6 protein-coding genes and 5 tRNA genes are annotated in these 14,825 nt (G+C 37.3%); 10 read left to right on the plus strand and 1 reads right to left on the minus strand.

What is annotated here, in order from left to right; all coding sequences use genetic code 11:
* The first annotated feature begins 25 nt into the window (after positions 1-25).
* The 10 genes from DWZ63_RS09735 (at position 26) to DWZ63_RS09780 (ending at position 12,534) form a co-directional block, all read left to right on the plus strand.
* Positions 26-3,721 (plus strand): CDP-glycerol glycerophosphotransferase family protein, encoded by a 3,696-nt coding sequence (locus DWZ63_RS09735; protein WP_243020569.1) that lies wholly within the window; start codon positions 26-28, stop codon positions 3,719-3,721.
* A 181-nt stretch (positions 3,722-3,902) separates the two neighbouring features.
* The gene (locus DWZ63_RS09740) at positions 3,903-7,646 is read left to right on the plus strand and encodes an Ig-like domain-containing protein (protein WP_118499720.1); all 3,744 of its coding nucleotides are present in this window, start codon (positions 3,903-3,905) and stop codon (positions 7,644-7,646) included.
* Positions 7,647-7,894: 248 nt separating this feature from the next.
* Positions 7,895-7,969 (plus strand) — tRNA-Pro (locus DWZ63_RS09745).
* 51 nt (positions 7,970-8,020) lie between these two features.
* Positions 8,021-8,091 (plus strand) — tRNA-Gly (locus DWZ63_RS09750).
* 6 nt (positions 8,092-8,097) lie between these two features.
* A tRNA-Arg gene (locus DWZ63_RS09755) sits at positions 8,098-8,171 on the plus strand.
* A 15-nt stretch (positions 8,172-8,186) separates the two neighbouring features.
* Positions 8,187-8,260: transfer RNA gene (locus tag DWZ63_RS09760), tRNA-His, on the plus strand.
* Positions 8,261-8,395: 135 nt separating this feature from the next.
* A tRNA-Gln gene (locus DWZ63_RS09765) sits at positions 8,396-8,468 on the plus strand.
* A 42-nt stretch (positions 8,469-8,510) separates the two neighbouring features.
* Entirely contained in the window at positions 8,511-9,110 is a 600-nt protein-coding gene (thrH, locus tag DWZ63_RS09770) for a bifunctional phosphoserine phosphatase/homoserine phosphotransferase ThrH (protein WP_022013899.1), read from the plus strand.
* 448 nt (positions 9,111-9,558) lie between these two features.
* Positions 9,559-11,541 carry a methyl-accepting chemotaxis protein gene (locus tag DWZ63_RS09775; RefSeq protein WP_118499721.1) on the plus strand — a complete coding sequence of 661 codons (1,983 nt, stop codon included), beginning with the start codon at positions 9,559-9,561 and terminating at the stop codon, positions 11,539-11,541.
* 18 nt (positions 11,542-11,559) lie between these two features.
* A complete protein-coding gene (locus DWZ63_RS09780; RefSeq protein ID WP_055946374.1) occupies positions 11,560-12,534 on the plus strand; it encodes a sugar ABC transporter substrate-binding protein in 975 nt (324 codons plus the stop codon).
* Between the two features lie 106 nt (positions 12,535-12,640).
* On the opposite strand, the gene DWZ63_RS09785 is transcribed toward DWZ63_RS09780, so the two are convergent.
* The gene (locus tag DWZ63_RS09785; protein WP_172794188.1) at positions 12,641-14,605 is read right to left on the minus strand and encodes an EAL domain-containing protein; all 1,965 of its coding nucleotides are present in this window, start codon (positions 14,603-14,605) and stop codon (positions 12,641-12,643) included.
* Positions 14,606-14,825 lie beyond the last annotated feature (220 nt).

Raw genomic sequence — 14,825 nt, forward strand, 5'->3', positions numbered from 1 at the left:
CAAGTGTTTAGAAAGGATTTTTAAGATGTTTATAAATAAGGCGAGGGCAAAAATGGTAAGCGGTTACCATGTGTTGAAAAACAATGCCAGAAGAATACTGAAAAGAGCACCAAAAATGAAGTTTTTTTATGGCAGCTATTATAAGCACTGTCCTGTTGTGGAGAACAGGATATTGTTTGAGTCGTTTCATGGTTCGACAATCTCAGATTCTCCGTTTTATATTTTAAAGGAACTTTTATCGAGGGAAGATGCGGACAAATATGAGATTTATTATAGTACAAATCCACAGGACTATGAGACGCACAAGAAATTTATTGAAGCAAATAACATTCCGGTTAAGCTTGTAAGTATTACTTCTTATAAATATTTAAAGGTACTTGCAACAGCAAAATATCTTATTAATAACAGTTCGTTTCCGGTGTATTTTATAAAAAAGGATGAGCAGGTTTATCTTCAGACCTGGCACGGAACACCGTTAAAGACTCTTGGAAAGCAGATGCGTAAGGGTATCGAGTCAATGTATAATGTTCAGCATAACTTCTTGCAGGCTACTTATCTTATGCATCCAAATGAGTTCACCAAAAATGCGATTATGGAGGATTACAATCTCAATCCTTTATATACGGGAAAAGTTGCACTCAGCGGTTATCCGAGAAACAGTATCTTTATGGATAAGGAAAAGGCGGAAGAGGTTAGAAAGCAGCTTGGTCTTGAGGACAAGGTCATATATGCATATATGCCTACATGGCGCGGTACGAGCAATCATTCAGTAAATCAGAATGCTTACGGCAGAGAAGTAACGAAGATGATGCAGTACCTTGATAAAAACCTCAAGGATAATCAGGTTTTATATGTAAACTTCCATCCGATACTTAAAAACAGCATACAGCTTGGAGATTATAAACATATTAAGAGCTTTCCGGCTGAGGTCGATAAATACGAATTTTTAAATAGTGTTGATGCACTTATAACGGATTATTCGAGTGTATTCTTTGATTTTTCAGTTACGAGAAAGCCTATTATCCTCTATATGTATGACTATGATAAATATATGTCAGACAGAGGAACTTATTTTGATATAAAAGAACTTCCTTTTGTAAAACTTTATGAACTCGAAGATTTAAAGGAATGGCTTGTATCTGAAAAGATACTCGGTGCAAGCTATGATGATGGAGATTATTGCGAGAAGTTCATCAAATATGATTCGCTCGATGCACCTGCTAAAATGCTCGACCTTGTATTATACGGCAAGGAAGAAGGTATGATAGTTGAGGATTATTCAGAAAATAGACAGAAACCCAGAAGAATCATACATCCTCAGAAAGCATCGACAAAAGGTGACTTTGAAGTTATCAAACAGTTTTCAAAGGATAACGATATTGTACAGTTTGAGAAGAAGTGGTTTAGAAAAAAGGTTAGTTGCATACTGTATGATGATTACAATTATGACTTTGATTATGTCATAATCACAAATACAACACCGAGAACCTACTGGGAAGAGTTTTTGTATAAGCTTGGTGTTAAATCTGTCATTGCAAGACTGCAGGAGAGAGAACTTAAGAGAACTTTCCCTAACTTAAAGGTTCAGACACCGTATCTCAGAGAGTTTTATATTGCAGCGGAGGGTTGTGGTACAAGAAATACTGAGAGAATACCGGTTGAGTCAGATATAGAAAGCGGTGAAAATGGGATTACATTAACCGTAAGAAATAAAGAGCGTTTTGTACCACTCAGCTTTATGCTTCTTGAGAAAGATTATTCTATCTTGTGTATGAGAGAACTTTCAGACGAAGAGAGAAAGAGCGGAGTTATCCACGAAGATTTCAAAAAATGGAATGAAAAAATGTCGCCGGTCGGAAGATACCAGCTTGCAGCCGAATTTGTGGATATGGAGTCCGAAGAAAAATTTATCGGAACATTCTATTGTCCTGAAATTGCTAAAAAAGCAGATGCAGGGGCAGAAAAGTATGATAAGCCGGATGCATATCTTGCTCCGTGCATAATAGAAAAAGTCGGAGATCCGGACAGCATACGCTTCTATGAAGAGGGAAAAGTGGCTGTTATTCCATATTCAAGAAACGGAGACAGAACGATTTCAATCACGCTCCGCAGACCGGAGAAGATTGTTGATGAGTACACACAGGCGAAGATTAAAAAGATTAAGTCCAGCAAAAACACCTGTATCGTATATATGAAGATGAGGAAGCAGGACGGTCTTAAGATTAAGGATGTTGTGCTAAGATACAGAAGTGCACTTACTTATGATATTCCGGTCAAATACGATATAAGGGAAAATGATGTTCATTATTTCATTACCGCATACATCAATTTTGATGAGATGAACTTAAGAGAGCTTTATTGGGATTTAAGAATACTTGCTGACAAACATGGCTTTGAAAATGAGATAAGGGCAAGATTTGTAAATAATTACTGGAAAGATAAATTTTATATTACAAACAGACAGTATTCAGCAGGCGAGGGGCATATGACATTCCCTTATTATACAAAGGGAGGCTGTCTTGCATTCCTCTATCGTCAGGATTCAGAATATGATGCGTATTCGACGAAAGTTAAAGAGATAGTTGCGAGCGGAATATATGTATTGTTTAAGCCTTTATTAAAGAGAAAGAAGATATGGCTTGTATATGAGAAATTCTGTTCGATGGCACAGGACAACGGATATTATTTCTTTAAATATTGTATGGAAAATCTCTCGGATGAGGAGAAGAAAAATATTTATTATGTAATAGATAAGAAAGCTCCTGATTATGAGAAGATTAAAGAATATGATGACCATATAATACAGTTTATGAGCCTGAAACATGTTTTATATGTACTTGCCGCCGTATTGTATGTTGCATCGGACTCCAGAACGCATCTTTACGCATGGAGATGCAAGACGAGCCTTATCAGGTCAAAGATTGACAAACGACCTATATTCTTTCTCCAGCATGGAGTTACGGCTCTTAAACAGGTCGGACCACTGTTTGGAAGAAAGGGAAGCAGTCCTATGACTTATTTTGCGACAACTTCACAGTTTGAGCAGGATATAGTAGTAAAATATCTTGATTATTCCGAGGCAAAATCGCCTATTACGGGATTTACAAGATGGGATGTTCTTGAGGATACTTCGACAAAAGATGATAAACTTATACTTCTTATGCCGACATGGCGTTCATGGCTTGAGGAGGTAAGTGATGAAGATTTCTTGAAGAGTGAATATTACAAGAATTATTCAAGTCTTCTTCAGAGCGAGCGACTTGACGCTATATTGGAGAAGAATGATGCAAGGATGATATTCTACATTCATCCAAAGTTTGCAGGATACCTTAAGAACTTCAAAAAAACGGGTGAGAGAATAACATTGGTTCCATTTGGACAGGAGCCATTAAATGAGATTATGAAAAAATGTCATTTACTTATAACAGATTATTCAAGTGTATGCTGGGATGTTTATTATCAGAAGAAACCGGTAATTTTCTATCAGTTCGACCTTGACCATTATAATAATGCTCATGGAAGCTATATTGATATGGAAAATGAGTTGTTTGGACGACACGCATATGAGAAAGAAGAGCTTATAGATAATATAGAAGACTGCATAAATAAAGATTTTGCACTTTTGCCGGATGATGAGAAAAATCACAATCATTACTTTGAGTATATAGATGATAAGAACAGTGAGCGTACTTATATCTATCTTAAGAGTAAAGGATATTAATATTGTTAAAATATTCGCAGCGCCCGTAGTTGTTATACCGGACGCTGCGAATTTAGGTTTAATAATGGTGTGACTGCCGGAAGTTTGGGCCAATCCGAGAATATATGGTAACACATTATTAACACAAATTTGCGGTAATATAGAAAAATAGGGTGAAAACAGGATAAGAAAGAGGTAATTTATGAGGTTGAGAAAACAAATAAGCTTATTTTTAAGTTTTGCAATTTCAATAACATCAATGAATGTTACAGCTTTAAGTAACAGTATATCGGGAATGACAAAGAAAGCAAAGGCTGCTGATATAGTTCTGACAAGCAGTCCGGAGCCGACAAACAATGCATCTGCTGCAGCTATGGATGCGGATATGAGAGTTATATTTACTACAGACATTCATGGTCAGGTGGTCAATTATGATTATCAGTCGGCGAAAGAAGTGAACAGAGGTCTTAATAAGGCATATACGCTTGTTAAAAAGGCGAGAAATGAGGTTGGAACAGGAAATTATCTCACATTTGACCTTGGTGACAGTGTGTATGATTTTACTACAGATTACATATATAATCATGAGCCTGAGGCATTGCAGCCGGTTTATAATGCTATGACAATGATAGGTTATGATGCTATCACACTTGGAAACCATGACTTTGATTATGGATATGATTATCTGGTAAATCAGCTTGAAACATCAGGTCTTGAACAATCCTGTGTGTTATCAAATGTTTATAGTGCTGCGGATAATAAGAGTATATTTGGTGTTGAGAATAAGATAATCGAAAAAAACATTACTAATGATGAAGGTCAGGTAATGACTGTAAAAGTTGGTATATTGGGTGAAACGGTACCATCGCTTTCGAGCAAGACAGAGAAATATAAAGGAAAACTCGTGACGGAAGATATCCTTGAGAATGCCAAGAAGCAGGCGGATGCACTTAAGAAAAAAGGGGCAGATATAGTAATTGCACTGGCTCATTCCGGTTTTGGAACAGACAATCCGAAGAAAAAAGCCGGGGATATGGCTTATATGCTCACAACGGTAAGTGATATAGATTTAGTGCTTGCAGGACATGAACATATAGATTTTCCAACCGGATCTTCAAGTGATGCACATTACTCGCTGCCAAATGTTGACCTTAAGACAGGTCTTGTAAATGGAAAAAGACTTATCATGGTTCAGGACAGTTGTCGTGGCATCGGAGTTGTTGATTTAAATCTCAAGAGAGATGAGACAGGAAAGATAGTAGTCGGTGACTCTAAGTATGAGATAAGAAAAACAAAGAAAGACACTTCTTGTGATGAAGCTATTACCGGGACTATGTCAAAATGGGATAGTGTTCTTAAGACATATTGTAATACGGAGATAGGAACTATTGCAAACGGAGACAGATGGAATAATTATTCAGCATTGCTTGAGAGCAATGAGATAATCCAGACGGTTCACGAGGCACAGCTTGACTATGCGGCACGGTTTGTTGAAGCCAATAAATCAAAGTACGGAAACTGGCCAATAGTCTCGTTGGCGAGATACACGAAGTATGGTGGAGAAAGTGGAGGAGATTATGCTGATATTTCAGGCAAACTGATGGAGGGTAATCTTGATACTATTGCGAACTACCACAGGTATGTATATATATATTCAATGACCGGAAAACAGCTTAAAGAATGGCTGGAGTGGGCAGCATCTATATATCAGACTACGGGAACTTCAAAGGATACTAAGTGGAACAATATCATATTGTCAGATTATATAAATAAAACCGGTGGAAATTCGTTGGTACAGGAACCTTATCTTGGCGACTGGAGTGAGTTTTTTCAGTGCAGCGGTATAGAATATACGATTGATCCAAGTGTTGCACCGAGATATGATGTGAACGGAAGTTATTTAAATGACACAAACAGGATTACTTCGATGACCTACAATGGCAATCCTATAAGTGATGACCAGAATATCGTGCTTGTGACGGACAAGATTACACCACATATGCAGTGTGATGCAAATGCAGGCGTAAATGACAATATACTTCAGAGTTCACATGACAATCTTCAGGATGTTATAGAGGAGTACATGAAGGAAAAGGCACAGATAAGTGATCTTAAATTAAATATTTCACAGAACTGGCAGCTTAATCTTCCGGACAATTATAAATTCCTTATGGAAAGTGGAAAGTCAGGTGAGAGTCTGCTGCTTGCAAAGAACTGGTGTAAAGGTGTTTATGATACAATAGGTTATTTCAATTATTATAATTGTAATACAGGTGTACAAAATAAACAGGATGATATGATACCGTCAGTTGTCGTATCGGAGACAAGCAAGTCAGATACAAAGAGCAGTGTTCCGGTAAGAGTTGTGGCAAATGCAAAATCAGGAATAACCGTCAAAAAGTATGTTAAAGGGGACTATGATAAGGACTCTGAGGTATGGAATCTGACACCGGCAAGTGGTGGTGCTATAACAATGGATTCAGATACTTTCAGTGTGTCAGAAAACGGTGTCTATTCAGTTTATGTTGAGAGTGGAAACGGAAAATCAGTAATTGAGAAAGTTGCGATTACCAATATTTATCCGACTTCACTTATAGCACCGGTAGTAGGAACAGTTACAAATATTGATGATGAGGTTACAGGTACTGCGTATCCAAACCTTACGGTAAATGTTAAGATTGGTTCTAAAGTTTATAAGGCATCAGTAAATGTCAAAGGAAAGTTTACTGTTAAGATACCGGTTCAAAATGCAGGGAAAAAGATTACGGTATATGTTTCCGATAAGAGTGGTGACAAGAGCAAGAGCACGAGTGTTACCGTCAAGAGAAATGGACCAAACAGCCCTAAGATTACATCTGTTAAAAATAACGGTTATGAGATAAAAGGAAATACAAATGACAGCAATGTCAAGGTTTATGCGGTTATTGGCAAAAATGTGTATGTTTCAAAGGCAATAGGTTCTTCTTATTATAAGAAGTGTAACGGTTACGATAAGAAACTTAAGATAAAGAAAGTTAATGTTGTCATAAAAAGCAATGGAGACTATACGATAGCTATTCCTAATCAGTATTCAGGAACAAATGTATCTGTATATTCGGTTGATAAACTTAGCAGAGTGAGCCATGTCAGAAATAAAAAGGTTTCAAAGAGTGCACCGAATAAACCGACTATCTACACGGTTTCAAGTTCTGACCGATATGTATTCGGAAAAGTGCCGGATAGTGGAAAGTGTACAGTTATATTGAAGCGTGGCAAAAAAAGCTATAAAGCAAAAGCGGATGCGGATGGTTATTACAGAATAACATCACCGAGGCTGCACGCTAAGGAGACTATCACGATATATGCACAGGACAAGGTAAAAGGCAAAGTAAGGACAGGTGTATCTAAGAGTAAAACCGTAAGCTCAGCATATGATGTTTACAAGAAGCACAGAAATACTAATCTTCATATAGGCAAGGTGACAAATAAGAGTTCTTATGTGACAGGAAGATGGGCAAAAGGTAAAACTACGGTATATGTGTTTGTGGATGGTATAGTATATGTCAGAAAGACAGGTTCAAGTGGCAAGTTTAAATTTAAGCTGAAAAAGCGTGTTGCTGTAGGAACAGGAATTTATGCCACGATAAGGACAGGGCATGGCAAATCAATAAAGGCGATGCGTAAGTGGAAAGTTGTGCTTGGAAAACCAAGTACGCCAAATATATATGGAAGACTTACGACGAGAACCACAAAGATAATCGTGCTTACAAGAGAAAAGTGTCCGAGAGTAGTATTAAGAATCGGAAAACACAGATATACAAGAAGAAAAAACAGCGGTTATTCTAAGAGAATGCACAGATACCGCTATATATTTAAGATTAGAAGGTATCCGTACAGGACACATCTGAGAGCTTTTGCAACAAATAGTGCAGGAACAAGTCAGAGTAAATTAAGGATTATCAGATAATGGATAAAGCGGGGAGGCAGAAGTGCCTCCCCGAATTCTTAGGTGAATAAAGTAACAGTTCAGCATTTGAAAATACAATGAACAAGCTCATTGTATTGCCAATTATCTTTTTATAGGTGAACTGTTACAAAAAAAAATTAAAAAATTTGAAAAAAGTTGTTGACAAACAGTGCAACATAATGTAATATATATCTTGCGTCACGGGAAAGCGGTTAGCGAGTAAGGCGAAAGCGAGAAAGCAAACAACTCGGGGTGTGGCTCAGTTTGGCTAGAGTACCTGATTTGGGATCAGGGGGTCGCAGGTTCGAATCCTGTCACCCCGACTGGTGACGCATTAAATAAATAAAGCGGGAAACACATTTGTTTCCAAATGTGCGGGTGTAGTTCAATGGTAGAACACCAGCCTTCCAAGCTGGATACGTGGGTTCGATTCCCATCACCCGCTTTGCATGTGTCAGTAGCTCAGTTGGATAGAGCAACGGCCTTCTAAGCCGTGGGTCGGGGGTTCGAATCCCTCCTGGCACGTTTTAATTTTATATGGTGGGTATAGCGCAGTTGGTTAGCGCGCCAGATTGTGGCTCTGGAGGCCGAGGGTTCGAATCCCTCTATCCACCTTTGATTTCCTTGTAGTTTACAAGGATTTTTTACTATATAGGAGAGTTGCAATATTTAAGAATAATTTGCGGAGACTTTTTATATAGTTTATGATAAACTGTGGTTTGCATAACAAATGTAAATGGCATATATGATGGGCCGTCGCCAAGCGGTAAGGCACAGGACTTTGACTCCTGCATCCCGCGGGTTCGAATCCCGCCGGTCCAGTTACTTAAAGAACAGATATAAAGAGAAAAGAGGATGGTTGAGATGAATATTGTATGTTTAGACTTAGAGGGAGTTCTTGTACCGGAAATCTGGATAGCATTTGCTGAGGAGACTGGGATTCCGGAGCTTAAGAGAACAACAAGAGACGAGCCTGATTATGACAAGCTCATGAACTACAGACTCGGGATTTTAAAAGAGCATGGTCTTGGTCTTAAAGAAATTCAGAACACTATTGCAAAGATTGATCCTATACCTGGAGCAAAAGAGTTTTTGGATGAGCTTCGTTCTATCACACAGGTTATCATCATCAGTGATACATTTACACAGTTTGCAAGCCCGCTTATGAAGAAACTCGGCTGGCCTACAATTTTCTGTAATTCACTTGAGGTTGCGGATGACGGAGAGATTACAGGATTTAAGATGCGTTGTGAGCAGTCGAAACTTACAACAGTTAAGGCACTTCAGTCTATCGGTTATGAGACTATCGCAAGCGGTGACAGTCACAATGACCTCGGTATGATTCGTGCAAGTAAAGCAGGATTTCTTTTCAAGAGTCCTGACAGCATTAAGGCAGAAAATCCTGACCTTGAAGCATTTGATACATATGATGAGCTTATGGCGGCTGTCAAAAAGGCTTTATGATATTTAAAGTAAGTATTTGAGTTTGAAATATTAAATAGATTAAAAATCCCGGACTGTTCAGGTCTGGGATTTTTATATGTATAGAAAATGCCCGCAATGTATCAATGATTTTCAGTTAAATATAGCAGAAAAATTTTCAATATTCAAAACGCAGTAATGAATTGCAGCGGGATATTTGGAATACAGGAACAAGTGTGTGTGTTTTATTAAAAAGCGTTAAAAAACAGATATAAATATTATGTAAAAAGCGTTAAAAAACAGATATAAATATTATGTAAAAAGTGTTAAAAAACAGATATAAATATTATGTAAAAAATGTTATAATTGGTATAAATTAAATATATTTTGTCAAATTTGATTGATTTGATTGAAGATTATGTGATGTACTCTCGGAATTTTTTGTTAAGAACATACCGAGAGTACATTTATAAAGGAATGGAGGATTGTTATGAAGAAAAAAAGAAATATGTCAATTAAGGCAAAACTACTTGGGATAATAATTCCGGTTATGGTTGCGATTGTAGTTGTGCTGGTACTTGTTGCCTATGAGATGTCATCAGGGATAATTGGAAATTATTCAGAGAATCTTTTGGAATCTTCGGTAGATAATCAGGCAAATGAAATTGAGTCATGGCTTAATAAAAATATTGCAGGTATTAAGTCGGCAAAGAAGACTATTGAACAGTTGAAACCTGATAATGAGGAAATGCAGAATATTCTTGATGGTTATTATGGATTTGATGAGAATTATCCGGGTGGAATATATATAGCTGATTCAAACGGGAAGCTGATGAAGGCTTCTGAGTCGGATAAGTCTGAGAGTGATGTAACAGGAAGCGTGTGGTACAAAGAAGGACTTACAAGGGTTAATCCTAAGGTGGGTTCAGCATACAAAAATTCTAAGGGAGAAAATGTTATCAGTGCATCGGCTATGATAAATGATGGATCTGGAAATGTGAGTGTTATTTCTGCCGATATGACACTTGACCGTGTTGCGATTATCGTTAATTCATTTATAGAGATGAAACACGCAGAAGCGGTACTTGTTGACAAGAATACCGGGGTAATAATAGCTAACAGAGACAGTGAGCTTATATCACAGAAAATTGGTGATGGAAAACAGAGTGACTATTATAAACAACTTGCCAAGAAGGTGACGGCAAAAAAATATGATTCTACAACGCTTGACGGAAATATGACTGTTTTTAAAGAGGTTGACGGAACGGACTGGCTGCTTATTTCTTATATACCAAGGAGTGTTATAATGTCAGATATTGCTCATCTTCGTATGGTAATGATAGTTATAAGCGTTGTGTGCATACTTCTGTTATGCGTGCTTATTGAGCGTGTGACACACATTGTTATCAAGCCGGTAAAGAAGATGACAAAGATTATTACTCAGATGTCATCAGGAGATTTCACTGTAACAATGGATGTAAAGGGCAATGATGAGATTGCTGTTATGGGATACAGTGTAAAGAAATTTATAGAAAATATGAAACAGATGATAAAAGAAATGGGAAGCATTTCCGGAAAACTTAAAGAACAGGCGGATTCCAGCAAAGAAGTTTCAAGTGAGATGAATTCGGCGGCATCAATACAGTCACAATCCATGGGTGAGCTGAACACAACGGTTGACCAGCTTTCTCTCTCTGTAAATGAGATTGCGGAAAATGCAACACAGCTTGCAGGAGTTGCATCTGATACAAAAGAGGACAGTAGCTTGGTTAAACAAAAGATGAATGAAACTGTAGCAATATCTGAAAAAGGCAGACAGGATATGGAGCGTGTAAGCAGTGCTCTTGAGAGTATAGAGGAGTCGATACATAATCTTGAAGCTGCTGTAAATAAGGTTGGAAATGCATCAGGTGAAATTGTGCAGATTATTAATCTTATTGGTGAGATTGCGGATGAGACAAATCTGTTATCGCTAAATGCCTCTATAGAAGCGGCACGAGCAGGCGAAGCAGGAAAAGGCTTTGCGGTTGTTGCATCTGAGATAGGAAAGCTGGCAAATAATAGTACAGAATCGGTTGCAAATATTACGGCACTTATAACAGAGATTAATAATCTTGTTGGAGATGCGGTAAGACAGGCATCAGGCAGTGCACAGGATATATCAGGCAGTGCAGGTCTTATACATACGGCAGTTGATACATTTGATGTTATATTTAAAAATATACAGGATACCGGTGCATTGATAAGCGAAATGGCAGGCAAGATAAATGAGGTAGATGAGGTTGCAACAAATGTTGCGGCAATCTCAGAAGAACAGGCGGCAAGTTCAGACGAAATACTTGCAACTTCAGAATCAATGCTTCAGCAGGCTAAGAACATTTCAAAGAATAGTGAAGCGGTTGAAGATGAGGCAGAAAATCTTGCCATGTCTGCAGTACAGCTTGAAAATCAGGTTCAACAATTTCGGATATAGGTAAAGGAGGTATAACTCATGAAGAAGATTGTAAGTTTGGCTATATGTATTTCATTAATGATATGTTGCTTGAGCGGATGTAAAAACGATTCAAAAAGCGGTGATATAAATGCAGATGGAATGAAGATTTTTATATCTGTATCACAGGCAGATGATTTTAGAGGAGCATTTGCACAGAAGGCTAAAGAATTAGCAGAAAAAAGTGGTGCACAGGTTGAAGTTGTGGATGAAAAGAATTCCATTGAAACTCAGGTAAGTGACATAAAGAAGGCTGTATCTGAGAAGTATGACGCGATAATATGTGGTCTTGTTGATATAGATACGGCGTTTGAGGTTGAAGCACTTGCGGGGGATATTCCTATTGTATTTTTCAATACTTGTCCTGAGGACGACAAGCTTGATGCAGGAAAATATGTTTATGTGGGTTCAAATGAAGAAGACGCAGGAAAATATCAGGCTGAATATATACTTAATGAATTTAAGTCATCAGATGAAATAAATGTGGCAATATTTAAAGGTGCACTTTCCCATGCGGCAACAAAACCGAGAACAGAGGCTTTGAAAAATGCTTTGAGGGCATCGGGAAAAACAGTAAACTTTGTGTTTGAGGACACGGCAGAATGGGATAATGTCAAGGCTGAAGATATGTTTAAGCTGTTTTTGAAAACAGGTCAGAAATGTGATGCTGTTGCCTGCAACAATGACACAATGGCGACAGGTATTATACAGGCGTGCAAGGATGAGGGGATTAGCGATATAAAGATTTTAGGAATTGATGCAACATCTGATGGCTGTAAGGCTATTGAGTCAGGTGATATGGCATTTACGGTATATCAGTCCGCTACCGGTCAGGGAGAAATGGCTGTAAAGGCTGCCATAGATCTTGCGAATGGCGGAGATTTATCAGGATTTAAGGGAGTTACAAAGGATAAGAAATATGTATGGGTGCCATTTGAAAAGGTAGACAGCTCAAATGTAAAGGATTATGAGTAAGTTTACCGGAATGTAGGAAGTATAGTTACAATAAAGAAAGAGTCAGCAGATTTACTGACTCTTTCTTTTTGAGTAAAAAATCATATGAGTAATAGTCCAGACTTTTTTACTTTAAATAGGTATTTTCAAAATCTTCAATAGGAATAGGTTTTGAAAAATAATATCCCTGATAAATGCGACAGCCCATTTTGGTAAGTGCCGTGACCTGTTCTTTAGTTTCCACACCTTCTGTAATAACTGAAAGACCAAGTGTTTTTGAAAGGTCTATAATGTTGTTTAGTATTGACATACTTCGTTTTATTCTGTCAGGTTTTGTTGTTCTTAAAAATCCCATGTCTATTTTAAGTACATCGACATCCATATCTTTTAAGGTATTTAAAGATGAATAACCGCTTCCAAAATCATCAATTTCGACTTGGAAACCATAGTTTCTGAATTGTTCAAGGATTTCAAGTTCACCTGATATACCGGTCATTATGGCGGTTTCAGTAATTTCAAGTTTAAGTGTTTTAGGTATGATGCCATATTTTTCAACAAGTGTTGTTATGGTTTTGTAAACATCCATGTAATAAAAATCTTTTGCAGAAATATTTATTGAAATATAAAGTTCATTTTTTCCATGTTTCTGCCATTCTGAAAGTTTTTGTACGGCGAGTTCCCAGACATATTTGTCGAGGCGGTATATAAGTCCCGTTCGTTCAAAGACATTAATAAAATCTCCTGGGAATATAAGTCCTCTGTTCGGATGCTGCCAGCGTACAAGAGCTTCGGCACCAAGCATTTGTCCTTCAGGTGTCATCTGCGGCTGCAGGTACATACAGAATTGTTTTTCAGCAAGCGCAGTATCAAATTCTCCTACAAGGCGTTTTTCAAGCAGAGTGTCGTTAAATATACTGTCGTTGTAATAAGCAATACATTTATCATATGTTTCGTGAAGTGTTTTTATGGCGATATTTGCTTTGTCACACATAATAGAGACATCTTCGTTACAATCTGTTATTTCATATACACCGACATATATGTGCAGGTGATAAAGCGTGTTGTTAAAAGATTTGCTCAGTGTGTGTATTGCATTGAGCAAATCTTCCTCTTTAAAACGGTCTTTAGGGATACATATTGCAAATTTATCACCGCCTGTTCTTCCGTAAAGAGTGCCATTGCTGCAAGTTGTTTTAAGAAGCTCTGCAAGCATTTTTAAGACTTCATTACCCTTTTCAAGTCCGAATAAGTCATTTACCAGCTTAAAATCTTTGATGTTTGAACAAAGAATAAGGCGGGGAGTATCAGGATCACGCTTGAGAAGTTCTGATACTTTCTCGCTGAAATATGAGCTGTTGTATATTCCGGTAAGTCTGTCATGAGTTGCAAGGTAACGCTCTTTGTTGTATGCTATATACTTTTCGGTTACATCTATAAGGCTGATAAAGAAACCAATATAATTTTTGTGTGAATCATGGAGTTTTCTGAATTCGACATCGAAATGATGTTCCTCGTCACCTAACATTCTTTTTTCACTCCAGGTGAAATAATCTTTGTTGTCTATTATGTTTTCTTCAATCAGTTTTTGTGCATATTTGCTTATATTTTCGGTTGAACCGTCATCTGAATCTAAATTAAAGAGTCTGCGTGCACTGTCGTTTGCGTAAACACATTTGCTGTCAATGTCAAAACAGATTACGGAGTTGTTAATTTCAGTGACTACTATAGAAAGCGTTTTGTCTATCAGCTCATTTGGTGTATGGTAAAATGTAAAATAACATATAAGAAATGCTGCTAATAGAAAAAACGGGAGTGACAAGTCTATAGGAAAACCTGATATTGTGTATATAAGGTTTAATATTATGATGACACTCATGACCAATATGATAGGGTAGTACTTCTTGCGGTAGAAATGTGGTATTTCGGCAATCTTAACTATCAGTGCTGCGATAAACATCAGCACAATAAAATAAGCAAAGATATAATGCAGATAATATGCAGCATATCTTTTATCAATGCGATAGATTAAAAGATTGCCATAAGTTGTAAGTTTTAATGTAAAGACATGATGAAAAAAAGCATTTAAAAACAAAGATATACCATCTGCAAAAGCAAGAATAAAGCATCCGGATCTAAAAGGTCTGACTTCACTGAAAACATTAGTATATTGCTGTGAGTATTGTAGTATGTAAATAAGCATTAGATCATATGCAAAAAGATATAATGCCATTGCAAGATACGATATGGTTTCGTTTATATTCAGTGTAAATAAGCCATTTCCCAGGATGGTAAATATTGCAAAGACAAGACAT

Source organism: Clostridium sp. AF34-13, assembly GCF_003477845.1.
Taxonomy (GTDB): Bacteria; Bacillota; Clostridia; order Lachnospirales; family Lachnospiraceae; genus Butyribacter; species Butyribacter intestini.